The organism is Streptomyces sp. WAC 06738, from assembly GCF_003945505.1.
Classification (GTDB): Bacteria; Actinomycetota; Actinomycetes; order Streptomycetales; family Streptomycetaceae; genus Streptomyces.
On record NZ_CP029618.1, the window covers coordinates 3,601,481 to 3,623,483 of the forward strand.

A 22,003-nucleotide genomic window follows, 5' to 3' on the forward strand; every position below is an offset into this window, starting at 1 on the left:
TTACTGTCCGGCATCATGGAAAACGACGGGCCGACCGAGCAACGGCCCGCGGTCGCCCGGGCACCCCGACAAGGAGAGAACTCGTGGACGACGTTCTGCGGCGCGCGCCCCTCTTCGCCGCGCTCGACGACGAGCAGGCCGCGGAGCTGCGTGCCTCCATGACCGAGGCGACGCTGTCGCGCGGTGACGCGCTCTTCCACGAGGGCGAGCCCGGCGACCGGCTGTACGTCGTCACCGAGGGCAAGGTGAAGCTCCACCGCACCTCCCCGGACGGGCGCGAGAACATGCTGGCCGTGCTCGGCCCCGGCGAGCTGATCGGCGAGCTGTCCCTCTTCGACCCGGGTCCGCGCACGGCCACCGCCTCGGCGCTGACCGAGGTCAAGCTGCTCGGCCTCGGCCACGGCGACCTCCAGCCCTGGCTGAACGCCCGCCCCGAGGTCGCCTCCGCGCTGCTGCGGGCGGTCGCCCGCCGGCTGCGGCGCACCAACGACCAGATGTCCGACCTGGTCTTCTCCGACGTCCCGGGCCGCGTCGCCCGCGCCCTGCTGGACCTCTCGCGGCGCTTCGGCGTCCCCGGGGACGAGGGCATCCACGTCGTGCACGACCTGACGCAGGAGGAGCTGGCCCAGCTCGTCGGCGCCTCCCGGGAGACGGTCAACAAGGCGCTGGCGGACTTCGCCAGCCGCGGCTGGCTGCGCCTGGAGGCGCGGGCCGTGATCCTGCTGGACGTGGAGCGCCTGGCGAAGCGCTCGCGCTGACCGCGGGCCGGCCCGGCCCGGCTACGTGATCAGGCCGTGCTCCTTCAGATACTCGAGCTGGGCCCGCACCGACAGCTCCGCCGCGGGCCACAGCGTCCGGTCCACGTCCGCGTACACGTGCGCCACCACCTCCGCCGCCGTGCGGTGCCCGTTCTCGACCGCCGTCTCGACCTGCGCCAGCCGCGTCGCGCGGTGGGCCAGGTAGAACTCCACCGCGCCCTGGGCGTCCTCCAGCACCGGCCCGTGGCCCGGCAGCACCGTCGAGACGCCGTCGTCCACGGTGAGGGACCGCAGCCGGCGCAGCGAGTCGAGATAGTCGCCGAGCCGGCCGTCCGGATGGGCGACCATCGTCGTGCCGCGGCCGAGGATGGTGTCGCCGGTGAGCACGGCGTCGTCGGCCGGCAGGTGGAAGCAGAGCGAGTCCGCCGTGTGGCCCGGCGTGGGCACGACCCGCAGCTCCAGCCCGGCGACGGATATCACGTCCCCCGCGGCCAGCCCCTCGTCGCCGAGGCGCAGCGCCGGGTCCAGGGCCCGCACCTTCGTCCCGGTCAGCTCCGCGAAGCGGGCCGCGCCCTCGGCGTGGTCCGCGTGCCCGTGGGTGAGCAGCGTGAGTGCCACCCGCAGGCCCGCCCGGTCCGCGGTGTCCATGACCGCCGCCAGATGGCCTTCGTCCAGCGGCCCGGGGTCGATCACCACGGCCCGCGCGGAGTCCGGCTCGGCGACGATCCACGTGTTCGTACCGTCGAGGGTCATGGGCGAGGCGTTGGGCGCCAGCACGCACGTCGCACGAGCAGTGGCCGGCCCGCTGAGCGCCCCGCCGCGCGGCTGTCCTGGCAGCGCCGCCGCGTCCGTCACACGACCACCCCCGCCGTCCTCCCCGCCGCCGCCCTCATGACGGCAGCCTCCGCGTGAACTCCTCGTGCCCCGGGGCGCTCAGCACCACGTCGTCCCCCTCCATCCGGGCCTTCACCAGCACCGCCGACAGATCCCGCTCCCCGGCCGCGGCCAGCGCCTCGGCCGCCGACCCGTACTCCCGCAGCCCGCGCAGCATCGAGATCGTCGGCGGCAGCATCACCAGTTCACCGCGCTCATACCCCTCGGCCGCCTCGGCGGGCCTGACCCACTCCGCGCGGTCGGCCTCCGTCGAGGCGTTCCGCGTGCGCTGGCCCTCGGGGAGGGCGGCGACGAAGAACCACGTGTCATACCGCCGGGTCTCGAACTCCGGGGTTATCCAGCGCGCCCAGGCGCCGAGCAGATCGGTCCGTACGACCAGACCGCGGCGGGCCAGGAAGTCGGCGAAGCCCAGCTCGCGGGCGACCAGCGCCGCGCGGTCCGCCTCCCAGTCCGCCCCCGTGGTGTCCGCCACGACCTCGGCCGCCGAGGCCCCGGCCAGCAGCACCCCGGCCTCCTCGAACGTCTCCCGCACCGCCGCGCAGACCACCGCCTGCGCCTCCGGCTCGGCCACCCCCAGCCGCGCCGCCCACCGCGCGGGGGCCGGCCCGGCCCAGGCCGCCGCGGGCAGCGGGCGCTCGTCGCGCGGATCGACGCCGCCGCCCGGGTAGGCGTACGCACCCGCGGCGAAGGGCATGGAGGTCTTCCGCCGCAGCATGTACACCCACGGGCCGTCGGGGGCCATGCCGCGCAGCAGCAGCACCGTCGCCGCGCGACGCGGCGTGACGGGCGTCAGCTCGCCGCGGGCGAGCGCGCGGATGCGCTCGGCGGGCGGAATCCACCGGGGCTGCGCTCCGGCCGCGGCGTTCGCGGCGTTCATTTCGGACATGACGGGGAGCCTACGGGCTGCCGAGGCCATGTTCGAGTGGGCAACCCCAGCCTGTGGACAACCGCCGGTATGTGGACGACTCCGGGCCCGCCGGCCCCATACCCGCCCCGGACGAACGTCCCGGACGAACGTCCCGGACGAACGCCCCGGAGCGGCAGCCCCTACCCGGCCAGCTCCGCCTGGAACTCGATCTCCACGGGCGCGTCCAGCGGCAGCACCGCCACCCCCACCGCGCTCCGCGCGTGCACACCGGCCTCGCCCAGCACCTGGCCCAGCAGCTCGCTCGCCCCGTTGACCACACCCGGCTGCGCCGTGAAGTCCGGCGCCGAGGCGACGAAGCCGACGACCTTCACCACCCGTACGACCCGGTCGAGGTCCCCCGCGACCGACTTGATCGCCGCGAGCCCGTTCAGCGCACACCGCGCGGCCAGCTCCCTGGCCTCCTCCGGCGTGACCTCCGCCCCGACCTTCCCGGTCAGCGGCAGCGTGCCGTCGACCATCGGGAGCTGCCCCGCGGTGAACACGTACGGCCCGCTGCGCACCGCCGGCACGTACGACGCCAGCGGCGGCACCACCTCGGGCAGGCTGAGCCCCAGCTCCGCGAGCTTCTCCTCGACCCGCCCCGCCATCAGCTCTTTTCCCGCTTCAGATACGCCACGAGCTGCTCGGAGTTGGGCCCGGGCACGACCTGGACCAGCTCCCAGCCGTCCTCGCCCCACTGGTCCAGGATCTGCTTGGTGGCGTGTACGAGCAGCGGCACGGTCGCGTATTCCCACTTCGTCATGGGCCAGACTTTAGCCCGCCCCGGCTGGCCCCCGCTTGGGGCCGTCGGACGGAGGCGGTCTGCTGAGTCGCGCGCCGAGGAATTAGGCTCGCGGACATGAGCGGGCTCCAGAGGCTGCACGTGGTGACCGGCAAGGGCGGGACCGGCAAGACGACCGTGGCCGCCGCACTGGCGCTGGCGCTGGCCGCCGACGGCAGGCGCACCCTGCTCGTCGAGGTGGAGGGCCGGCAGGGCATCGCCCAGCTCTTCGAGACCGAGCCGCTGCCGTACGGCGAGCGGCGCATCGCCTCGGCGCCGGGCGGCGGCGACGTGTACGCGCTCGCCATCGACGCCGAGCAGGCCCTGCTGGACTACCTGCAGATGTTCTACCGGATGGGCAGCGCGGGCCGGGCCCTCCGCCGCCTCGGCGCCATCGACTTCGTCACCACCATCGCCCCCGGCCTGCGCGACGTCCTGCTCACCGGCAAGGCATGCGAGGCCGCCCGCCGCCAGGACAAGCACGGCCGGCACGTGTACGACGCGGTCGTCATGGACGCCCCGCCGACCGGCCGCATCACGCGCTTCCTGGGCGTCAACGCCGAGGTCGCCGGGCTGGCCAAGGCCGGGCCCATCCACAACCACGCCCGGGCCGTGATGCGGGTCCTGACCTCGGCCCGTACCGCCGTGCACCTGGTCACCCTCCTTGAGGACATGCCCGTGCAGGAGACCGTCGACGGCGTCGCCGAGCTGCGCGAGGCCGGGCTCCAGGTCGGCGCCGCGGTGATCAACATGGTGCGCCCCGCGCTCATGGACGAGGCGGAGCTGGAACGGGCCGCCGCCGACCCCGCCGCCCTCGCCGCCGCGCTCTCCGCCGCCGGGCTCGGCGGCGCGAGCCGGGGCGCGCGGGCGGAGCGGCTGGTCGCGCCGCTGCTGCGGCAGGCGCGCGAGCATACGGAGCGGCTGGCCCTGGAACGTACGCAACGGGCCGCGCTGGCGCGGCTGGAGCTGCCGCAGTACGAACTGCCGCTGCTCACCGAGGGAGTGGATCTGGCCGGTCTCTACCGGCTCTCCGGCGAGTTGGGAAAGCAGTGGCCCCTATGAGCCTCGACACCGCGCCCCGGCTGGACGCCGACGGGCTCCTCGACGACCCGCAGACCCGCATCGTCGTCTGCTGCGGCGCCGGCGGCGTCGGCAAGACGACGACGGCCGCCGCCCTCGGCGTACGGGCCGCGGAGCGCGGCCGCCGCGTCGTGGTGCTCACCATCGACCCCGCGAAGCGGCTGGCGCAGTCCATGGGCATCGACGCCCTGGACAACAGCCCGCGGCGGGTCGGCGGCGTGGAGGGGCCCGGCGAGCTGTACGCCATGATGCTCGACATGAAGCGCACCTTCGACGAGATCGTCGAGGCGCACGCGGACGGGGACCGGGCCAGCGCCATCCTGGAGAACCCCTTCTACCAGTCGCTGTCGGCCGGCTTCGCCGGCACGCAGGAGTACATGGCGATGGAGAAGCTGGGCCAGTTGCGGGCCCGGGACTCCTGGGACCTGATCATCGTGGACACCCCGCCGAGCCGCTCCGCGCTGGACTTCCTGGACGCGCCGAAGCGGCTGGGCTCCTTCCTCGACGGGCGCTTCATCAGACTGCTGACCGCGCCGGCGAAGGCGGGCGGCCGGGCGGGGATGAAGTTCCTCAACGTCGGGATGTCGATGATGACGGGGACGCTCGGCAAGCTGCTGGGCGCCTCCCTCCTGCGCGACGTGCAGACGTTCGTCGCGGCGATGGACACCCTCTTCGGCGGCTTCCGCACGCGCGCGGAGGCGACGTACCGGCTGCTGCAGGCGCCGGGCACGGCCTTTCTGGTGGTGGCGACGCCGGAGCGGGACGCGCTGCGGGAGGCGGCCTATTTTGTCGAACGCCTCGAAGCGGACCGGATGCCGCTGGCCGGACTGGTGCTCAACCGGGTGCACGAGAGCGACGCGGCGCAACTGAGCGCGGAGCGGGCGCTGGCGGCGGCCGAGGCGCTGGACGAGCGGGGCGTGGACGACGCGGGCTCCGGCGCGAAGGGCGCGGGGGCGGCGGATACGGGCACGGGCGGCGCGGGCACGGAGGGCGCGGCGGATGCCGCGGCGCTCCTGCGGCTGCATGCCGAACGGATGCAGGTGCTGGCGCACGAGCGCCGTACGCGGGACCGGTTCGCGGCGCTGCACCCGGAGGTTCCGGTGACCCAGGTCACCGCGCTGCCGGGGGACGTGCACGACCTTGCGGGGCTACGGGACGTGGCGGAGCTGCTGACGGCGCAGGAGGCGCCTGGCGCGTAGGCCGGAGCACGCGTGGGGGAGCGTAGCCGGGGCGTACGGCGCGCGGGCCGCGTCCGGCCCGTAGCGAACGGGCACTGGGGCGACGGGCGCAGAACGGGCTCACAGCGGGGCTTGCGGCGGACTCACGACGGGCACACAGCAGGCTCACGGCGGGGCCGAAGGCCCCGGAGCCCGGGGTCAGCCCGCGGCGACCGGCAGTTCCTCCGCCGCGCGCAGCGCGTCCTCGTGCAGGGCGCCTTCGTGCAGCGGCGTGCCCGCGCTCTCGTACTCCTCACGTGCCGTCTCCAGCAGTCTGCGCCACGACGTGACCGTCGGCCGGCGGCGCAGCAGCGCCCGCCGCTCGCGCTCCGTCATGCCGCCCCACACGCCGAACTCGACGCGGTTGTCGAGCGCGTCGGCGAGGCACTCGGTGCGCACCGGGCATCCGGTGCAGACCGCCTTGGCTCTGTTCTGTGCCGCGCCTTGCACGAACAGTTCGTCCGGATCGGCAGTGCGGCAGGCTGCCTGTGCGCTCCAGTCGGTAACCCAGCTCATGCTGGCGCCGTCCTCTCCCGAATTGAGGCTCCCCCACGGCGGCAAACGGCATATGCACCGTTGCCAGTTGAGGACGTTACGGAAGGAGTGCGGCAACGCAACACCCCCGTCAGGCCCAAAGTTGAATGGCCCGAACGGACTATGCGTACGCGGCAGATCACCCACCGGAGTGAGCCCTCCCCGTCAAGGACGATCCGGGCAAAGCGGGCAGTTCGCCGACTTGCCTTCGGACCTCGGGCGTCACATGTCGTCAATTCGGTCAAGCCTCATCACCCACAGGAGTGAACCAACGGGCGAGGTGGACCGTGGCCGGTGGTGATGGCCGAAAACAGAGTAGGCGAACAGACGGGCGGCTGTCCGGGGAATCAGAAGTTAGGGTGGCCCCATGGCCTACAAGCGCCCGGGTGGCGGACTCACCGCCACGCAGCAAGCCGCGAAGTTCCTCGGCGTCAGCGTCCTCGCCGGCTCCGTGCTCGCGGGCCTCGCGCTGCCCGCCGCCGGTCTGCTGGGTCTGACGGCCAAGGGCACGGTCGCGGAGTTCGACGACATCCCCGCGGACCTCAAGCGCCCGCCGCTGAGCCAGAAGACCACGATCCTCGACCGCGAGGGCGGCCACCTGGCCGACGTCTATTCGCGCAACCGCACGGTCGTCAAGTTCGACGACATCGCGCCGGTGATGCGGCAGGCGATCGTCGCGATCGAGGACGAGCGGTTCTACGAGCACGGGGCCGTCGACCTCCAGGGCATCCTGCGCGCACTGAACAGCAACGCGCAGTCCGGCACGGTCTCCGAAGGCGCCTCCACGCTCACCCAGCAGTACGTGAAGAACCTCTTCGTCGAGGAGGCGGGCAACGACGCCCGGAAGGTCGCCGAGGCCACCCGGCAGACGCTCGGGCGCAAGATCCAGGAGCTGAAGTACGCGATCCAGGTCGAGAAGGAGCTGACCAAGGACGAGATCCTGGAGAACTACCTGAACATCGCCTTCTTCGGCCAGCAGGCGTACGGCATCGAGGCCGCCGCCGAGCGCTACTTCAGCAAGTCCGCGGACAAGCTGACCCTCGCCGAGTCCGCGATGCTCGCCGGCATCGTGCAGTCCCCGAGCCGGTACGACCCGATCAACGACCCGGAAGCGGCGGAGAAGCGCCGCAACACCGTGCTGCGGCGCATGGCGAGCAACGACAACGTCACCCGGGCCGAGGCCGACAAGGCCATGAAGGAACCGCTGGGCCTCAAGATCAGCGAGCCGCGCAACGGGTGCATCACCGCGGTCAGCGGCGCCGCGTTCTTCTGCGACTACGTACGCGAAGTGCTGCTCGACGACAAGGGCTTCGGGAAGACGCCCGAGCAGCGGGTCAAGCGCTGGAACCGCGGCGGCCTGACCATCCGCACCACGCTCGACCCGGTGGCGCAGAAGTCCGCCAGCGAGTCGATCAAGAGCCACGTCTACCAGGACGACGCCGTCGCCACCGCCGTGACCATGGTGGAGCCCGGCACCGGCAAGATCCGCGCGATGGGGCAGTCCAGGCCGTACGGCTCGGGCAAGAACGAGTTGATGATCAACCTGTCCGTGGAGAAGTCCATGAACGGGTCCAACTACGGCTTCCAGGTCGGCTCCACCTTCAAGCCGCTCACCGCCGCGGCGGCGCTGGAGAAGGGCGTGCCGAACACGAAGGTGTACCCGTCGCCGAACGAGATGCCGTATCCGAGCCCGGTGGAGACGTGCGAGGACGGCAAGAACTGGGTGAACACCGAGGGTTCGGAAGTCGCGAACGAGACGGAGGAGGAGGTCGGCCCGTACAGCATGCGCGAGGCCACCGCCAAGTCCATCAACACCTACTTCGTGGACCTCATCTCGGACATCGGCATCTGCCCGGTCAAGGAGCTGGCGCAGAGCATGGGCGTCCACCGGGGCGACGGCAAGGATCTGGAGGAGTCCCCCTCGCTCACCCTCGGCGGCCAGACCATCGCGCCGCTGGCGATGGCCAACGCGTACGCGACCTTCGCCAACCGCGGCGAGTACTGCAGCCCGGTCGCCATCGAGTCGATCAAGGACGCGAAGGGCAAGAAGGTCCCGGTGCCGAAGACGCAGTGCAAGCGCGTCATGTCGGAGAAGACGGCCGGCACGATAAACACCCTGCTGTCGGGCGTCGTCGAGGACGGCACCGGCAAGGAGGCGGGGCTGACCGGACGGGACAACGCGGGCAAGACCGGTACGACGGACGAGCGGAAGGCCGCCTGGTTCGTCGGCTACACCGCGGACCTCGCCGGCGCGGTGTGGGTCGGCGGGCCGCTGGACGACGTCTCCATGGAGAACATCCAGATCGGCCCCACGTACCACGACCGCGTCTTCGGCGGCGCGGTCCCCGGCCCGATCTGGCGCGACGCCATGGACGGCGCCCTGGCGGGCAAGACCTCGCCCGAGCTGTACAAGGTCCCGGTGCCGGTGGACCGCCCGGACAAGGGCAAGGGCGACGATGACGACGAGGACGACGAGGACAAGCCGGAGAACCCGCTGGGCGGCCTCCTCGGAGGCGGCAACGGCAACGGCGGCGGGAACGGCGGCAACGGCGGCCCCGGCGGTGGTGGCCCCGGCGGCACGCTCGACGGGGGCTCGCTGGACGGCGGCTGGTCGGACGGCGGAAACGGCGGCTGGCCGGACGGCAGGTGACGGGGGGTTCCGGCCGCCGGGGCCGGTGAGGCCCCGTACCCCGGCCTCAGCCCCGGTGGCCGGAGGCGGTCACCCCTGACCGAGGGCGCGCTTGACCGCGGCGGCCACGCGCCCGCCCTCGGCCCGGCCCGCGACCTTGGGGTTCACGATCTTCATCACGGCCCCCATGGCCCGCGGCCCCTCGGCCCCGCCGGCCTTCGCCTCGGCGACGGCCTCGCCGACCAGGGCGGCCAGCTCCTCGTCGCCGAGCTGCTTCGGCAGGTAGTCCGCGAGCACCTCGCCCTCGGCGCGCTCCCGCTCGGCGGACTCCGTACGGCCACCCTGCGCGAAGGCCTCCGCGGCCTCGCGCCGCTTCTTGGCCTCGCGGGTGATCACCTTCAGCACCTCGTCGTCGGAGAGCACGCGCGCCTCCTTCCCCGCGACCTCCTCCTTCGTGATCGCGGTGAGCGTCATACGGAGGGTGGCGGCGCGCAGCTCGTCCCGGCCCTTGATGGCGGCCGTGAGGTCGTCCTGCAGCTTCGACTTGAGCGTGGTCATGCCCGGAGTCTCCCATGCCGCGGCGGCAGCGCGCGGACGCCGCGGGATCCGGCCCCTGGCCACCTCCACCCCGCGCCTCTGCGACGATAGGAGAATGCGCGCGCGATACGGAGTGCCCCTGAGCCTGGCAGCTCTCTCGGCCGGCGGCGTCGCCTACGCGGCCGTGGTCGAACCCCGCGCCTTCCGGGTCCGCCGGGTCAGCGTCCCCGTACTGCCGGAAGGCATGCACCCGCTGCGCATCCTGCAGATCTCGGACATCCACATGGTCTCCGGCCAGCAGGCCAAGCGCCGCTGGCTGCAGTCGCTGGCGGGCCTGCGGCCCGACCTGGTGGTGAACACGGGCGACAACCTGTCGGACCCCGACGCGGTGCCGGAGCTGCTGGACGCGCTGGGCCCGCTGATGGAGTTCCCCGGGACGTACGTCTTCGGCTCGAACGACTACTACGCGCCCACGTTCCGTAACCCCGGCCGCTACCTGATCGAGAAGGCCCGCGGCATACACGGTCTCAACGGCCGCCACCGCCTCCGCCACAACGTCCCCCGCAACCCCTGGGAGGGCATGCGCGACGCCTTCGACGCGGCGGGCTGGGTGGGCCTGGACAACAGCCGCGGCCGGCTGAAGCTGGACAGCGGCGCGGTCCTGGGCCTGACGGGCCTGGACGACCCGCACATCAAGCACGACCGCTACACGGCGGTCGCCGGCGGCCCCGACCCGGACGCGGACTTCTCCCTCGCCCTGGTCCACGCCCCGTACCTACGCGTCCTCGACGCCTTCACCGCCGACGGCTACCCCCTGATCCTCGCCGGCCACACCCACGGCGGCCAGCTCTGCATCCCCTTCTACGGCGCCCTGGTGACCAACTGCGACCTGGACACCAACCGCGTCAAGGGCCTCTCCACCCACACCGCAGGATCCCGCCGCTCCGCCCTCCACGTCTCCGCCGGCTGCGGCGCCAACCGCTACACCCCCTTCCGCTTCGCCTGCCCCCCGGAAGCCACCCTCCTCACCCTCACCCCCACCTCCGTAAACGAATTTCACCCGACCCGCCCGGGTGGGCTACAGTAGTCCTCGCAGTCACGGGGTGTGGCGCAGCTTGGCAGCGCGCTTCGTTCGGGACGAAGAGGTCGTGGGTTCAAATCCCGCCACCCCGACAGCAAAGCACCAGGTCAGGGGCTTGATCCACTTGATGGATCGGGCCCCTGAGTGGTTTCCCGGAGATCGTCTGGAGAGGTCGGGGCGGGCAAAGGCCGTGCGGGCCGCCGGACATGGGCGGCGGGCTCCCTGGGCGTCAGCCGTTGATGAGGGAGAGGCCCTCGGAGCCGGCTGCCCTGTCGTTCCTGCGGTCCTTCGCCTTGGGCTCGAAGCGGAGCACGGCGCCCCGGGAGTCGATCTCCTCGATGGTGACCGTCACGCCGTTGGCGAGGCTCAGGAAGCCGGTGCCGGCGATGTAGCCGCTTGCGTTCCCGTACTCCGGGCGCTGGACATCGAACGTCACCGTGTTCGGCTTCTCGTGGCCGAGCGTGAACCCGGTGATGCCGAAGCCGGGCCGCACCGGGATCTCGGCGGTGCCGCGCAGCAGGATCTCGCAGTCCACGTTCCGGCACGCCTTGACGTCGGAGCCGTCCGCCGCATGCAGCGGGGTGGGCGAGGGCTTCTTCGGGGAGGGAGGGGCGGAGGTGGGGCGCTTTTCCGGGCGGTCGCTCGGTTTCGCGTCCGCCGCGTCGTCCGAATCGGAGCAGGAAGACAGCAGAAGCACCGCGGCGAGCAGCGACAGCGCGTACCGGGCGGGTGCGTGGAAGGGAGCCGTAGCGTCGGTTGGCATGCTCCATCTCTACCGACGCGCACCAGGGAGGGGTCCCGCGCGAGCCCGCCGTGCCCGTCGGCCGGAGTCGGATGGGGACGGTCCGGCCATGCTGTACGGAGGCGGTTTCGGCGGAGGGATCGGGTGTGGAGAGCATCACCAAGAACAGGCAGTCCCCCGACGCTCTGCGCGCCATGGTCGGGCGGGCGTACGGGGCCGACCGGGTGCCCGTGGGGGACGGGTGGGCCGTCGAGTTGGGGCACGGGTGGTTCAACGTCGCCTATCGCATCCGGTTGCGTGACGGGGCCGAGGTCGTGGTGAAGATCGCGCCGTCGCCGCAGGTGGAAGTCATGACGTACGAGCGCGGCGCCATGGCCGTCGAGCTGCGCATGCTGGATCTCCTCCGTACGCACACCTCGGTGCCCGTCCCCGCCGTCGACTTCGCCGACCGCAGCCGCGAGCTGTGCGACGCCGAGTACTTCTTCATGCCGTACATCGACGGCGACAACCTCGGCGTCATCGCGAAGGAACTCCCCGCCGCCGCACGGGACTCGCTCATGGAGCAGGTCGGCGCGGCCAACCGGGAGATCAACTCGCTGCGCGGGGACGCCTTCGGGCCGCTCGCCGGGCCCGGGGAGCCGAGCTGGCGGCGGGTGTTCACCGGCATGGTCGAGGACGTCCTCGCCGATGGCGAGCGCCGCCGTGTCGACCTCGGCTGGGGCTACGACACCGTGCGTACGGTCGTGGACGCCCATGCCGGCAGCCTCGACGAGGTGACCGAGCCGCGTCTCGTGGAGTGGGACCTGTGGGCAGGCAACGTCATGGTGCGCGACGGCAAGATCGCCGGGATCATCGACCACGAGCGCGCCTTCTACGGCGACCCGTTGATCGAGTCCGGCTTCGCGGGCACCCAGATGGCGGCCTTCGGCCACCCGGTGCCGTTCATGCGCGGCTACGGCCACCCGGAGCTCACCGCGACGCAGCAGGTGCGCCGCCGTCTGTACTGCCTCCATCTGATGCTCATCATGGTCATCGAGACGGTCTACCGCGGGCACACCGACAGCAAGCAGTACGACTGGGCCCGCATCCGCCTCGACGAGGCCATGGCCCTCTTCGGCCACACCCGCCGCTGAGCGGGCGACACCGGCCGCTGCTCCGGCACCCCTCAGCAGGCCGGCCGTCGTCTGCCGGTGCCGCACCGCACCGTCTAGGGTGGCGAGTTCACGCCCGGGTGGCGGCACGTGGGGGGCTGGATGGCGGAGGCGCGGGAGGGCTGGGTACGGGTTCCGGTGGGGGAAGGGGCTCGGCGGTGGGCTTCCCGGGGGCGGTGCCGGCGGGTGCTGTTCGTCGTGCACAACGTCACGTCGGCCACCCGGCTGCTGGACGTGATGCCCCTCTTCGACGACGACCTGCGGGTGCAGATGCTGGCGACGTGCACGGGGTCTTCGCCGTTCCAGGGCGGCGTGGGCGAGTTGCTGGCGTCGGTGGGGGTGCCGGTGCTGCCGTGGGAGCAGGCGGTCCGTACGCCCGTCGACCTGGCCGTCTCCGCAAGCCTGGGTGGTCAAATAGCCGCATTGCATGGCAAATTGGCCGTTCTGTCGCATGGCGTTGGATATACTAAGAGGCTCAGGTCGCCGGTCGCCGGTCGCCGGTCGCCGGTCGCCGGTCGCCGGACGCCGGACGCCGGGCTCCCGTCTTCGGGCTGGCGCCGGAGTGGCTGCTCGAGGACGGGCGGCCCGTGGCCGACGCGTTCGTGCTCTCGCACCCCGAGCAGGCGGAGCGCCTGCGGCAGTCGTGCCCCGAGGCGGCCGGGGCCGCGGTGCTCGCCGGGGATCCGTGCTTCGACCGGATGCTCGCCGCCCGCGGGCACCGGGACCGGTTCCGGCGGGCGCTGGGCGTACGCGACGGGCAGCGGCTCGTCGTGGTGTCCGCCACGTGGAACCCCGAGGGCCTGTTCGGCGACAGCGGCGCGGGCGACGTGCTCCCGGCCCTGCTGCCGCGGCTGACGGGCGAGCTGGCCGCCGACGAGTACCGGGTGGCCGCCGTCCTGCACCCCAACATCTGGCAGGGGCACGGCCCCGGGCAGGTGCGGTCCTGGCTCGACGGGGCCAGGCGCGGCGGGCTCGCGCTCGTCGATCCGCTGGGCGGCTGGCGGCAGGCCCTGCTCGCGGCGGACGCGGTGATCGGCGACCACGGGGCCGTGACGTACTACGCCGCGGCCCTCGGCGTGCCCGTGGTGCTGGCGGCCGCGCCCCTCGCGCACGTCGACCCGCGGGCGCCGCTGGCCTGCTTCCTCGCCGACTCGCCCCGGCTGGACCCGTTCGCCCCGCTGCCCGCGCAACTCGACGCGCTGATCGCGGGCCACCGGCCGCAGCCGGGTCCCGCACGGTTCACCTCGTCGGTGCCGGGGGAGTCGGCGGGCCGGCTGCGGGAGTTGTTCTACGGGCTCATGGACCTGCCCGAGCCCGAGCGGCCCGCGCTGCTGGAACCGCTGCCGCTGCCCCCGTACGAACCGGTCAGCCGCACCGCACCGATGCGGGTGCTGACCCGGCTGCCCGCCGGGGCGGGCGCGGGCGCGGTCGTGCTGCGCCGCTGGGCCGATCCCGCGTACGAGCCCGCCGGCGACGACGGCCCGCACGCCGCCGCGCACACGGCCGCGCACACCGCCGTGCCCGAGGACACCCGCGACCCCGGCCGCCTCGACCTCGCCGACGTGATCCTCCGTCACGGCACCCCCGACGACCCGCGCTTCGGCTCACCCGCCACCTGGTGCGCGGAGACCCTGCGGCGGTACGCGCACTGTGCCCTCGCCGCGTACGTCACGGGCCCCGGCGACTGCACCGTCCGCACCCGTGACGGCGACGCGCTCGCGCTCACCGCCGTCCCCGGGGCCGCCGACGCCGACCCCGCGGCCTACGCCTCCGCCCTGCACGCCTGGCTGGCGGCGGGCCGGAGCGCGGCCGCCCTCGCGGAGCACGGCCTGCTGGTCCGTACCGGCGCGCGCGAGCACCGCGTGACCGTCGCCCCGCTCAGGGCGTGACGCAACGCGCCCGTACGGACCGCGCGTAGGCCAGCGGGTGCTCGGCCCGCTCCGCGTCGAGCAGGGCGATGGCCTCGTCGATCAGCGGCAGGGCCGCGGCGGGCGCGGCGGCGAGCACGTGGGTCTCGGCGAGGTCCGTCAGGGCGCGGGCGCGGTTGTAGTCGTCGCCGATCTCCCCGAAGGACCCGACGGCCGTACGCAGCAGGGCTATCGCCTCCTCGAAGCGGCCGTCGGCGCGCAGCGCGCGCCCGCGGTGGCGCACGAGCAGCGGCCGGGCACGGCGCAGGTCGGCGTGGCCTTCCTCGCCGGGGGCAATGGTCCCGTACAGCGTGTCCGCCCGGTCGAAGAGGGCCAGCGCCTCAGGCCCCGCCCACTGCCGCAGCCGCAGCAGGCCCAGCGCCTCGACCGCGGAGGCGTGCCCGCGTATGTGGCCCGCGGTCCGCTCGTCCCCGGCGGCGGCCCGGAACTCGGTCTCGGCCTCGGCGTGCTCGCCGAGCTCCGTCAGGCTCATGGCCAGTTGGAAGCGGAGGGCCGCGCGGTCGCGGAGGGCGGTGGCGCGCGGCTCGCCCTCCCGCGCCGGAAGGCGCAGGGCCGAGCGGAGCGCGGGGACGGCCTCCGCGTGCCGGCCGGCCTTGAGCTGCAGCGGCCAGAGGGCGCGCGCGAGGCGTACGGCCGCGGCCCGGTCACCGGCGTCGGCGGCGGCCTGCACGGCCTCGAAGACGTTCGCCGCCTCCCGCACCAGGGCGCCGAGGGCCTCGGCCTTGCCCAGCGGCGGACCGGGCCTCGACGGCGCCGGTACGCGCCAGCTCTCCGGCAGCGCCTGGTGAGCGGCGTCCTCGGCGAGGTCGGCGTAGCCGCGTACGACGCGGGCGGCCGACTCGGCGCAGGCGCGCGGGCCGTCCTCGTGCCGGGCGAGCAGCTCGGCGTGGCGGCGGACGGCGGGACGGAAGCGGTAGCGCCCGGTGCCGGCGGGCTCCAGCAGACCGCGGTCGGCGAGGAGGCCGAGGAGGGCCGCGGCGGGGGTCGCGTCGGGGTCGGTGGCGACGGGCTGGTCCGGCCGCGTCGCCCAGGCGGCCGTCCTGGCGTCGATGTGGGGCCAGTCCCGTAAAGCCAGCAGCCGGTACATCCGGGCGGCGTCGGCGTCGAGCGCGCGGTACGCCGACTCGGTCAGGGCGGCGACGGGCCCGGCCGCGTCCGCGGCACCCCGTGCCGTATCGCCGTGGACCGACAGCAGCGGCGCGGCCGTACGCAGCGCGTACGGCGACCCGGCGCACCGCACCAGCAGGTCCTTCGCCGTGTCCGGCGCCGCGGCCACGGCTTCCGGCCCGGCGAAGTGCGTGAGCACCCGCCGGGCGTCCTTCGCCGCCAGCGGCCCCAGCGCCACGGGCACGGCGTCCAGACCCGGCAGCGGGTGACGGGCCGTCACGAGCGTGAACACCCCGGGCGCGGAGGTCAGGAGCGGGCGCACCTGAGCCGCGGAGTACGCGTGGTCGAGGACGACCAGCAGCCGCAGCCCGCCGGCGAGCCGCCGCCACAGGTCCAGCCGCCCGTCCGCCGCGTGCGGCGTCTCCTCCGCCGGCAGCCCCAGCTCCCGCAGCAGGCGGCCGGCGACCACGGCCGGGCCGAGGGCGCTCTGCGACGACCAGCCGTGCAGGTCGACGTGGACCTGCCCGTCGGGGAAGTCCGCGGCGCGCCTGCTGCCCCAGAAGAGCGCCGTGGCGGAGGTCCCGATGCCCTCGGGGCCGTGCAGCAGCGCCACCCGCGGCCTTCCGTCGAACTTGCGGTCCGCCTCGCGGTCGAGCAGCCGTAAGGCGGGGCGGCGGTCGGTGAAGTGCCGCGTCGCGGCGGGCAGACGGGGCGCACCTACGGAGCCGGGGCCGGAACCGGCCGGCAGGGTCGACGCGAACCGCTCCCACATCCGGGCGAGTTCGGGATCGCGCGCGGCCCCCTCCCGCAGCAGCGCGGCCACCCGCTCCACCTCCGCGGCCCGCGCGGGCGCCCGCACCTCCCGCCCGGCGGCCCTGCGCACCAGCGCCCCGGTGGTCTCCCACGCGGCCCGGCCCACCTCGTTGGCCATCCCCATGCCGATCGCGCCGAGCACCCCGGAGATCGCGGCCAACGACACCGGATCCGTCATCACACACCCCTCCCCCTGCGCGCCGTAGCGAGTCGGTACGACTCCGAAGAGTAACGCGGGTCACCGACAGCGGAGTCCGGGACGGCGGCGAGGGCAGAACACGGCAGCACAGAGCCCGGCGCCGGCCCCGCGTCAGCGGGCGAGCCAGGTCTCCGGGCCCATCACCGCCACCGGGTGCTTCCGCGGGTCCAGGCTGCGCAGCAGGGTGCGCATGTGGGGTTTGGCCAGCGAGACGCAGCCGCTCGTCGGGCCGCCGTGGTCGACGTGGACCCAGATGCCGCCGCCGCGGGCGTCGCCCAGGGGGCGGGTCCAGTCGAGCGGGGTGGTGCCGGGCTTGCGGTTGTAGTTGATCGCGACGACGTAGTCGAAGGAGCCGGCGAGGGGTTCGCCCTCGTAGCCGCGGCCCGTGGCGGTGAAGGCGGGGCCGTGGTCGTACGGGAGCTTCGTGCCCGGGTCGGGGTCGAGGCCGCCGGCGTCGGTGAGGCCGTAGACGCCGGTCGGGGTGCGGAGGTCGCCGGCCAGGTGGCGGTGGGTCCAGCCGCGGAGGGCGTTGTGGGCGGGCCAGGAGGGTCCTGCGCGCCAGCCGCCGGGGGCGCGTTCGTAGAGCACGGCGACGGAGCCGGACGAGCGGCGGTCGGTGCCGGTGACGACGAGGGCCTGGCGCGCGCGGGCGGGGACGCGGGCGCGGATGCGCGGCCCCAGGCCCGGTATGTCCCGCGGAAGTCGCGCGGGGGCCGCCGCGACAGGCGCGCGGGTCGGCGCGGGGGCGGGCGGCGAGGCGGCCTCCGTACGGGGCGGGGCGTCGTCCGTACGGGGTGCGGCGGCCTCCGTGCAGCCGGCCGCGGCGAGCAGGGGGAGTCCGACCGCGTACAGCATCCGGCGTCGAGGCAGCATCAGCGGTCGGTCCGCTCCGGTCGACGGGGTTCTCCCGCGGGGTCGAAGCGCATCGACCCGAGGACCGTGCTGGCCTCGGCGACGTCTCCGTGCGCCGGGGTGGCGAGGCAGACCGTGGCCAGTACCTGCACTCCCTCCGCCGCGCCCGCCGGGCTGCGTACGGCCCACAGCTCCTCGGTGCCGCCCGCGACGACGCACGCCTTGCCCAGCTCGCGATTGCGCAGGCCGGGGTCGGGTTCCTTCGGCCCGTAGAGCAGTCGCAGCGTGATCAGCGTGCCGCGGCGGGGCAGTTCGCGCGGCGGGGTGGTGCAGGTGCCGTCCGCGCCGGTGGGGCAGGGCTCGGGGGAGGGGCGGAGGGACAGGCTCGCGACGTAGCCGACGTACTCCCCCTTCGGCGAGTCCGTACGCACCGTGCGGCTGCTCCAGCCCGCGGGCACCTTCAGCGTGAGGTCCGACAGCTCCGTCAACCGCGTCTCGGCGTCCCGCCGTTCCGGCGACCCGGCGTCCGCGGCGGGAGACGCGGCGCTCGGCGGCGTGTCGGCGGCGGGGAGCACCTGCGGCAGGAGTACGCCCACGGCCGCGGCCGTCGCGGTCGCACCCCACACCGTGCGCCGCCTGCGGCGGCGTCGCAGCGCCCGTCCCCGTATCCGCTCCATCCGCTCGGCGGGAGCGGCCGGGCGCGGGACGGCGCGCTCCAGCAGTGCGCGCAGCGCGCGCTCCTCCTCGGCGGACTCCATGAGGTCGGCCCGGGCGGCCGGCTCGCCCGGCCCCGCCGTCTCAGCCGCATTCCAGGCCACCGGACTCACCGCCCTCCACCAGCTCGGCCTCGGGCAGCAGGCCGCGCAGCGTGCGCAGCGCCTTGGCGGACTGGCTCTTGACAGTGCCCGGCGCGCAGCCGAGGGTCGCCGCGGTGTCCTGGACGCTCAGGTCCTCGAAGTAGCGCAGGACGACCACCGCGCGCTGGCGCGGCGGCAGGCGCCGTATCGCGGCGGCGAGCGACTGCTCCAGGTCCACCTGCGCGAAGGCGTCGGCGGGGGCCGCCGTGTCGGGCAGCTCGCCGTGCGGCACCTCGCCCCACCAGTGGCGGCGCCACCAGGAGATGTTGGTGTGCACCATGGCCGTACGGACGTACGCCTCGGGGCTGCCGTCCGCTATCTGCTCCCACTTCGGCCACACCTTGGCCAGCACGGTCTGCAGCAGGTCCTCGGCGAGCTGGGCGTCCCCGGTGAGCAGCCAGGCCACGCGGAGCAGCCGCGGCCCGCGGGCCGCCACGAACTCCTCGAATCCCGGCGGCTGGGCCGCGCCCCGTCTCAGCATGCTGCGCCTGCCATCCGGTCCCCACTTCACGTCGCACACTCGTCGAACGCGATGAGGTCCGCGCCGGGTTGCCTCCCCTGCGCCCCTTCAGCTACCGCGCGCCGCTACTGCCCCACCCGGCCGTCGACGCACTCGCGCAGCAGGTCCGCGTGGCCGCAGTGCCGCGCGTACTCCTCCACCCGGTGGACCCACAGCTCGCGCACCGACGTGCCGTCCTTGGGCAGCCGGGCGCCCAGGTCGGGGTACGCGCCCAGCACCGCGTCGCACTCCGCCTGCTCGCGGGCGAGGTCGGCGAAGGCGGCGTCGACGAGCGCCTGGTCGGCGGCGGCGCCGTGGAAGTCGGCGTCGCGCTCGCCGTAGATCTTGGGGGCGGGGTTCTCCGGCACGACCCAGTTGCGCCAGTCCCGTTCCACCTCGGCGAGGTGGCGTATGAGCCCGAGCAGCGACATGGTCGACGGCGGCACGGAACGGCGCGCCAACTGCTCGGCGGTCAGCCCCTCGCACTTCATCTGCAGCGTGAGCCGGTAGTTGACCAGGAAGTCCTGGAGCGTGGCCAACTCGCCGTCGGGACTGGAGTCGTTGTTGCGGGGGTCCTTGTCGGGGTCTGCCCACATGTCGGGGTAGACGCTGGCCTCGGTCCACCGCTGGGGTGCGTCGTCGTCACTCACCGTACACACGATGCGGCTCGGCGACCGGACACGCAAGCGAATATCGGCGGGCGGGCGCCGGGGCCGAAGGGAATGATCGGGGGATGCGTCCGATGAAGCACGGCTACACCAACCGCACCCTCGGCGACGGCGCGGTGGTGCGGAAGACGTACGAGGGGCCGGACGCCGCACTCCGGCTGCGCCGCGAGCGGGCGCTGCTCACCGCGCTGCGCGGCCTGCTGCCCGTGCCGCCGGTGCGGGGCGCGTCCGCGGATGCCCTGACCCTCGGCCACGTCGCGGGCGTACCGGGCCAGGAGTTGCTGGACGGCGGGCGGGCCGCGGCCGTGCTGGCGGCGTGCGGGGAGGTGCTGCGGCGGATCCACGGGGTCGCGCCGGACGTGCTGCCGGAGGGCGGGCCGGCCGCGGGCACCGTGCTCGTCCACGGCGACTTCGGGCCCAACAACCTGCTGCTCGACCCGCGGACCTGCGCGGTGACGGCGGTGGTGGACTGGGAGTTCGCCCGCCGCGGTGCCGCGGTCGAGGATCTGGCGTGGTGCGAGTGGATCGTACGGACCCACCACCCCGCGCAGCGCGGCGCACTCGGCGGCTTCTTCCGCGCGTACGGCGGGGAGGTGCCGCCGTGGCCGGTGCGGCGGGCGGCGATGCTGGCGAAGTGCGCGGAGATGCGGCGGTTCTGCGAGCGGTGGGAGCCGGGCGGTCCGGGCGTACGGCTCTGGGAGGAGCGCGCGGCGGCGACGGCGGGCTGGACGGAGTAGGGCGGGCGTCACGCCGCGGCGTCAGACGGGCCGGGCGGCGGGCCGGGGCGCGTCGTAGACGAGGCTGTACCGCCAGAACAGGCGGCGGCGTATCCGCGCGCCCGGCAGCTCCGCCGCCGCGGCGGCCCGGATCTCGGCCAGGGTCTCCTCGGGGTCGGCGGTGGGCGCGGTCATGTGGACGGGTACGGCGTCCGCGCGCGCCGGGTGCTTCGCCAGCCCGACGAGCGGGTTCGCGACCACCGCCGGCAGGGCGGCGACGAGGTCGGCGGCGCCGGCCTCGCGGTAGCACCCGACGACGACCAGCCGCCCGCCCGGCGCGAGGCAGTCGCGCAGTTCGCGCAGCGTGGGCACCAGCGGCATGTGGTGCAGTACGGCGACGAGCGTGACGGCGTCCCAGCGCCGCTCCGGTTCGCGGCCGGCGAAGTCGGTCCGTACGACGGTGACCGCCGGATCGCCGTCGAACCGGCGGGCCGCGACGTCGGCGAGCGCGGCATCGGGTTCGAGCCCGGTCACGGCACCGCCGCGCCGCCGCAGCAGCGCCAGCAGGTTCCCCGCCCCGCACCCGACGTCCAGCACGTCCCGCGCCCCCGCCTCGGCGACCCGCCGGGCGATCCACGGGCCGTAGTGGTCGTTGTGGCTCCAGGGATGCCGCCTGTTGAAGCGGCCGAGCGCGTCCATGACTCCCATACGGCACACGCTAGCCGGACGCGGACACCGTATTGACGTCCCCGGACGGCGGGGTTACAACGTTGCACTCGGCTGTCGGTGCGGACCGGAGGACGGGTGCGGGGACGGGTTCTGGCGCGGGACGGGGCGGCTTGGGCGATTCCGGTGGCGCTGGGCGTCGACGCCGTCGGGAGCGGGATCTATCTGCCGCTCTCCATGGTCTACTTCCTCGCCGCCACCGACCTCTCCGAGGCGCGCGTCGGACTGCTCATGACCGCCGCGACCGCCTCCGCGCTCCTGCTGCCGCTCCTGGTCGGGCGGGTCGTGGACCGCATCGGCCCGCGCCCCGTCGTGATCGCGGGGCAACTGCTGCAGGCCGGCGGCTTCCTGCTCTACCTGGCGGTGGACGGGCCGGCGTCGCTGTTCGCCGCGGCGCTGGTCGAGGCGGCCGGGCTGCGGGTGTACTGGTCGTCGGTCTTCGCGCTCATCGCGGAACAGGGCGACGACCGCGCCAGGGACCAGTGGTTCGCCCGCACCGCGATGATCCGCGCCGCCGGGACCGGCGCCGGGACGGTCCTCGCCGGGGTGCTGCTGGGGCTCGCCTCGCAGGACGCGTACCGGGGGATGATCCTGGCGAACGCGCTCTCCTTCGTCGTCGCCGCCGGTGCCCTCACCTTCTTCGTACGGAGCCGCCCGCGCCGGGTCGCCGGGGACGTCGAAGGGAAGCCCGCCGGCGGCGTACGGCATCTGCTGCGCAACCGCGCCTATCTGTTGCTGATCGCCGTCAACGTGCTGTTCAACATCTGCACCGTCCTGCTGGCCGTCGCCACCCCCGTCTACGTCGTCCGCGGGCTGGACGCGCCCGGCTGGGCGGTCGGCGTCCTGCTCACCCTCACCACGGCGGTCGTCGCCACCTCCACCGCCGCGGTCACCCGCCGCATCCGCCGGCGCACCTCCCGCGGCGGCGCGATGGCCTGGGGCGGGGTGGCCTGGGCGGGGTGGTGCGGGGCCGTCGCGCTCGCGGTGCTGCTGCCGCGCGGCCCGGTGCTCGTCGGCTATCTGGCGCTGGTGATGCTGCTCTGGGCGGCCGCGGAGATGCTGCACGGGCCGGCCTCCAACGCGCTCTCCGCGGACGCGGCGCCGGAAGGGGCGCGGGGCACGTATCTGGCGGCGTTCCAGTACTCGTTCGCGACGGCGGACATGGTCACGCCGGGCCTCTTCGGGCTCCTGTACGGCGTGGAGCGGGTGCTGCCGTGGGTGGTGGTCGGGTGCCTGGCGCTGGTCGCGAGCGTGGCGATACGGCCGCTGGAGGAGCGGCTGACGGGCGTACGGGCGGGGCCGGAGGGGGCGGCGGCCTGAGGCCGCG

At 74.3% G+C, this 22,003-nt stretch carries 22 protein-coding genes and 1 tRNA gene; 10 read left to right on the top strand and 13 right to left on the bottom strand.

Annotated features, from left to right (window positions below; translation table 11 throughout):
- Positions 1-83 precede the first annotated feature (83 nt).
- The gene (locus DMB38_RS15420; RefSeq protein WP_018835840.1) at positions 84-758 is read left to right on the top strand and encodes a Crp/Fnr family transcriptional regulator; all 675 of its coding nucleotides are present in this window, start codon (positions 84-86) and stop codon (positions 756-758) included.
- A 21-nt stretch (positions 759-779) separates the two neighbouring features.
- Here DMB38_RS15420 and DMB38_RS15425 read toward each other — a convergent pair whose 3' ends face one another.
- From DMB38_RS15425 to DMB38_RS15440, 4 genes are all read right to left on the bottom strand, one after another.
- Positions 780-1,613 (bottom strand): MBL fold metallo-hydrolase, encoded by an 834-nt coding sequence (locus tag DMB38_RS15425; protein ID WP_125935683.1) that lies wholly within the window; start codon positions 1,611-1,613, stop codon positions 780-782.
- A gap of 34 nt (positions 1,614-1,647) precedes the next feature.
- The gene (locus DMB38_RS15430) at positions 1,648-2,529 is read right to left on the bottom strand and encodes an NUDIX hydrolase (RefSeq protein ID WP_125939055.1); all 882 of its coding nucleotides are present in this window, start codon (positions 2,527-2,529) and stop codon (positions 1,648-1,650) included.
- Between the two features lie 170 nt (positions 2,530-2,699).
- Complete coding sequence (locus DMB38_RS15435; RefSeq protein ID WP_125935684.1) at positions 2,700-3,167, bottom strand: RidA family protein; 468 nt, start codon at positions 3,165-3,167, stop codon at positions 2,700-2,702.
- A complete protein-coding gene (locus DMB38_RS15440; protein ID WP_123060262.1) occupies positions 3,167-3,322 on the bottom strand; it encodes a DUF4177 domain-containing protein in 156 nt (51 codons plus the stop codon). Before DMB38_RS15440 ends, DMB38_RS15435 begins: the two co-directional genes overlap by 1 nt.
- Positions 3,323-3,418: 96 nt before the next feature.
- Here DMB38_RS15440 and DMB38_RS15445 point away from each other — a divergent pair, with 96 nt between their 5' ends.
- Both DMB38_RS15445 and DMB38_RS15450 read left to right on the top strand, forming a co-directional pair.
- The gene (locus DMB38_RS15445; protein ID WP_125935685.1) at positions 3,419-4,402 is read left to right on the top strand and encodes an ArsA-related P-loop ATPase; all 984 of its coding nucleotides are present in this window, start codon (positions 3,419-3,421) and stop codon (positions 4,400-4,402) included.
- The gene (locus DMB38_RS15450) at positions 4,399-5,619 is read left to right on the top strand and encodes an ArsA family ATPase (RefSeq protein ID WP_125935686.1); all 1,221 of its coding nucleotides are present in this window, start codon (positions 4,399-4,401) and stop codon (positions 5,617-5,619) included. Before DMB38_RS15445 ends, DMB38_RS15450 begins: the two co-directional genes overlap by 4 nt.
- 177 nt (positions 5,620-5,796) lie before the next feature.
- Here the strand turns inward: DMB38_RS15450 and DMB38_RS15455 are convergent, their stop codons facing one another.
- Positions 5,797-6,153, bottom strand: coding sequence for a WhiB family transcriptional regulator (locus tag DMB38_RS15455; protein WP_018841321.1), 357 nt, complete (start codon positions 6,151-6,153; stop codon positions 5,797-5,799).
- Positions 6,154-6,538: 385 nt separating this feature from the next.
- On the opposite strand from DMB38_RS15455, the gene DMB38_RS15465 reads away from it, so the two are divergent.
- Positions 6,539-8,821 (top strand): transglycosylase domain-containing protein, encoded by a 2,283-nt coding sequence (locus tag DMB38_RS15465; protein ID WP_125935687.1) that lies wholly within the window; start codon positions 6,539-6,541, stop codon positions 8,819-8,821.
- 69 nt (positions 8,822-8,890) lie between these two features.
- Here the strand turns inward: DMB38_RS15465 and DMB38_RS15470 are convergent, their stop codons facing one another.
- Positions 8,891-9,358 (bottom strand): GatB/YqeY domain-containing protein, encoded by a 468-nt coding sequence (locus DMB38_RS15470; RefSeq protein WP_047016559.1) that lies wholly within the window; start codon positions 9,356-9,358, stop codon positions 8,891-8,893.
- A 94-nt stretch (positions 9,359-9,452) separates the two neighbouring features.
- Here DMB38_RS15470 and DMB38_RS15475 point away from each other — a divergent pair, with 94 nt between their 5' ends.
- Positions 9,453-10,424, top strand: a complete 972-nt coding sequence (locus DMB38_RS15475) for a metallophosphoesterase (RefSeq protein WP_125935688.1) — start codon at positions 9,453-9,455, stop codon at positions 10,422-10,424.
- A gap of 12 nt (positions 10,425-10,436) precedes the next feature.
- Positions 10,437-10,510 (top strand) — tRNA-Pro (locus DMB38_RS15480).
- A gap of 137 nt (positions 10,511-10,647) precedes the next feature.
- Here DMB38_RS15480 and DMB38_RS15485 read toward each other — a convergent pair.
- The gene (locus DMB38_RS15485) at positions 10,648-11,181 is read right to left on the bottom strand and encodes a hypothetical protein (protein ID WP_125935689.1); all 534 of its coding nucleotides are present in this window, start codon (positions 11,179-11,181) and stop codon (positions 10,648-10,650) included.
- 125 nt (positions 11,182-11,306) lie between these two features.
- Between DMB38_RS15485 and DMB38_RS15490 the strand changes: the two genes are divergently transcribed.
- Both DMB38_RS15490 and DMB38_RS15495 read left to right on the top strand, forming a co-directional pair.
- The gene (locus tag DMB38_RS15490; protein WP_125935690.1) at positions 11,307-12,293 is read left to right on the top strand and encodes a phosphotransferase; all 987 of its coding nucleotides are present in this window, start codon (positions 11,307-11,309) and stop codon (positions 12,291-12,293) included.
- A gap of 605 nt (positions 12,294-12,898) precedes the next feature.
- Positions 12,899-14,200 carry a hypothetical protein gene (locus tag DMB38_RS15495; protein ID WP_240662261.1) on the top strand — a complete coding sequence of 434 codons (1,302 nt, stop codon included), beginning with the start codon at positions 12,899-12,901 and terminating at the stop codon, positions 14,198-14,200.
- Here DMB38_RS15495 and DMB38_RS15500 read toward each other — a convergent pair.
- The 5 genes from DMB38_RS15500 to DMB38_RS15520 form a co-directional block, all read right to left on the bottom strand.
- Positions 14,190-16,337, bottom strand: a complete 2,148-nt coding sequence (locus tag DMB38_RS15500) for a hypothetical protein (RefSeq protein WP_125935692.1) — start codon at positions 16,335-16,337, stop codon at positions 14,190-14,192. The genes DMB38_RS15495 and DMB38_RS15500 overlap by 11 nt on opposite strands.
- A gap of 132 nt (positions 16,338-16,469) precedes the next feature.
- On the bottom strand, positions 16,470-17,231 hold the full coding sequence (locus DMB38_RS15505) for a L,D-transpeptidase family protein (protein ID WP_125935693.1): 762 nt from the start codon (positions 17,229-17,231) through the stop codon (positions 16,470-16,472).
- Positions 17,231-18,028 carry a hypothetical protein gene (locus DMB38_RS15510; protein ID WP_125935694.1) on the bottom strand — a complete coding sequence of 266 codons (798 nt, stop codon included), beginning with the start codon at positions 18,026-18,028 and terminating at the stop codon, positions 17,231-17,233. Before DMB38_RS15510 ends, DMB38_RS15505 begins: the two co-directional genes overlap by 1 nt.
- Complete coding sequence (locus DMB38_RS15515; RefSeq protein ID WP_125935695.1) at positions 18,009-18,548, bottom strand: SigE family RNA polymerase sigma factor; 540 nt, start codon at positions 18,546-18,548, stop codon at positions 18,009-18,011. The genes DMB38_RS15510 and DMB38_RS15515 overlap by 20 nt, the downstream gene beginning before the upstream one ends.
- A 104-nt stretch (positions 18,549-18,652) precedes the next feature.
- Positions 18,653-19,216 (bottom strand): DinB family protein, encoded by a 564-nt coding sequence (locus DMB38_RS15520; protein WP_125935696.1) that lies wholly within the window; start codon positions 19,214-19,216, stop codon positions 18,653-18,655.
- A gap of 83 nt (positions 19,217-19,299) precedes the next feature.
- On the opposite strand from DMB38_RS15520, the gene DMB38_RS15525 reads away from it, so the two are divergent.
- Positions 19,300-19,971 carry a phosphotransferase gene (locus tag DMB38_RS15525; protein WP_125935697.1) on the top strand — a complete coding sequence of 224 codons (672 nt, stop codon included), beginning with the start codon at positions 19,300-19,302 and terminating at the stop codon, positions 19,969-19,971.
- Positions 19,972-19,992: 21 nt separating this feature from the next.
- Here DMB38_RS15525 and DMB38_RS15530 read toward each other — a convergent pair whose 3' ends face one another.
- A complete protein-coding gene (locus DMB38_RS15530) occupies positions 19,993-20,658 on the bottom strand; it encodes a class I SAM-dependent methyltransferase (protein ID WP_125935698.1) in 666 nt (221 codons plus the stop codon).
- A 96-nt stretch (positions 20,659-20,754) separates the two neighbouring features.
- On the opposite strand from DMB38_RS15530, the gene DMB38_RS15535 reads away from it, so the two are divergent.
- Positions 20,755-21,996, top strand: a complete 1,242-nt coding sequence (locus DMB38_RS15535) for an MFS transporter (protein WP_125935699.1) — start codon at positions 20,755-20,757, stop codon at positions 21,994-21,996.
- Positions 21,997-22,003 lie beyond the last annotated feature (7 nt).

Bases quoted from the DNA above. Each gene is read 5' to 3' on its own strand.
- DMB38_RS15430 (WP_125939055.1), bottom strand. From the start codon at position 2,529: ATGAACGCCGCGAACGCCGCGGCCGGAGCGCAGCCCCGGTGGATTCCG.
- DMB38_RS15435 (WP_125935684.1), bottom strand. From the start codon at position 3,167: ATGGCGGGGCGGGTCGAGGAGAAGCTCGCGGAGCTGGGGCTCAGCCTG.
- DMB38_RS15440 (WP_123060262.1), bottom strand. From the start codon at position 3,322: ATGACGAAGTGGGAATACGCGACCGTGCCGCTGCTCGTACACGCCACC.
- DMB38_RS15445 (WP_125935685.1), top strand. From the start codon at position 3,419: ATGAGCGGGCTCCAGAGGCTGCACGTGGTGACCGGCAAGGGCGGGACC.
- DMB38_RS15450 (WP_125935686.1), top strand. From the start codon at position 4,399: ATGAGCCTCGACACCGCGCCCCGGCTGGACGCCGACGGGCTCCTCGAC.
- DMB38_RS15455 (WP_018841321.1), bottom strand. From the start codon at position 6,153: ATGAGCTGGGTTACCGACTGGAGCGCACAGGCAGCCTGCCGCACTGCC.
- DMB38_RS15465 (WP_125935687.1), top strand. From the start codon at position 6,539: ATGGCCTACAAGCGCCCGGGTGGCGGACTCACCGCCACGCAGCAAGCC.
- DMB38_RS15470 (WP_047016559.1), bottom strand. From the start codon at position 9,358: ATGACCACGCTCAAGTCGAAGCTGCAGGACGACCTCACGGCCGCCATC.
- DMB38_RS15475 (WP_125935688.1), top strand. From the start codon at position 9,453: ATGCGCGCGCGATACGGAGTGCCCCTGAGCCTGGCAGCTCTCTCGGCC.
- DMB38_RS15485 (WP_125935689.1), bottom strand. From the start codon at position 11,181: ATGCCAACCGACGCTACGGCTCCCTTCCACGCACCCGCCCGGTACGCG.
- DMB38_RS15500 (WP_125935692.1), bottom strand. From the start codon at position 16,337: ATGACGGATCCGGTGTCGTTGGCCGCGATCTCCGGGGTGCTCGGCGCG.
- DMB38_RS15505 (WP_125935693.1), bottom strand. From the start codon at position 17,231: ATGCTGCCTCGACGCCGGATGCTGTACGCGGTCGGACTCCCCCTGCTC.
- DMB38_RS15515 (WP_125935695.1), bottom strand. From the start codon at position 18,548: ATGCTGAGACGGGGCGCGGCCCAGCCGCCGGGATTCGAGGAGTTCGTG.
- DMB38_RS15525 (WP_125935697.1), top strand. From the start codon at position 19,300: ATGCGTCCGATGAAGCACGGCTACACCAACCGCACCCTCGGCGACGGC.
- DMB38_RS15530 (WP_125935698.1), bottom strand. From the start codon at position 20,658: ATGGGAGTCATGGACGCGCTCGGCCGCTTCAACAGGCGGCATCCCTGG.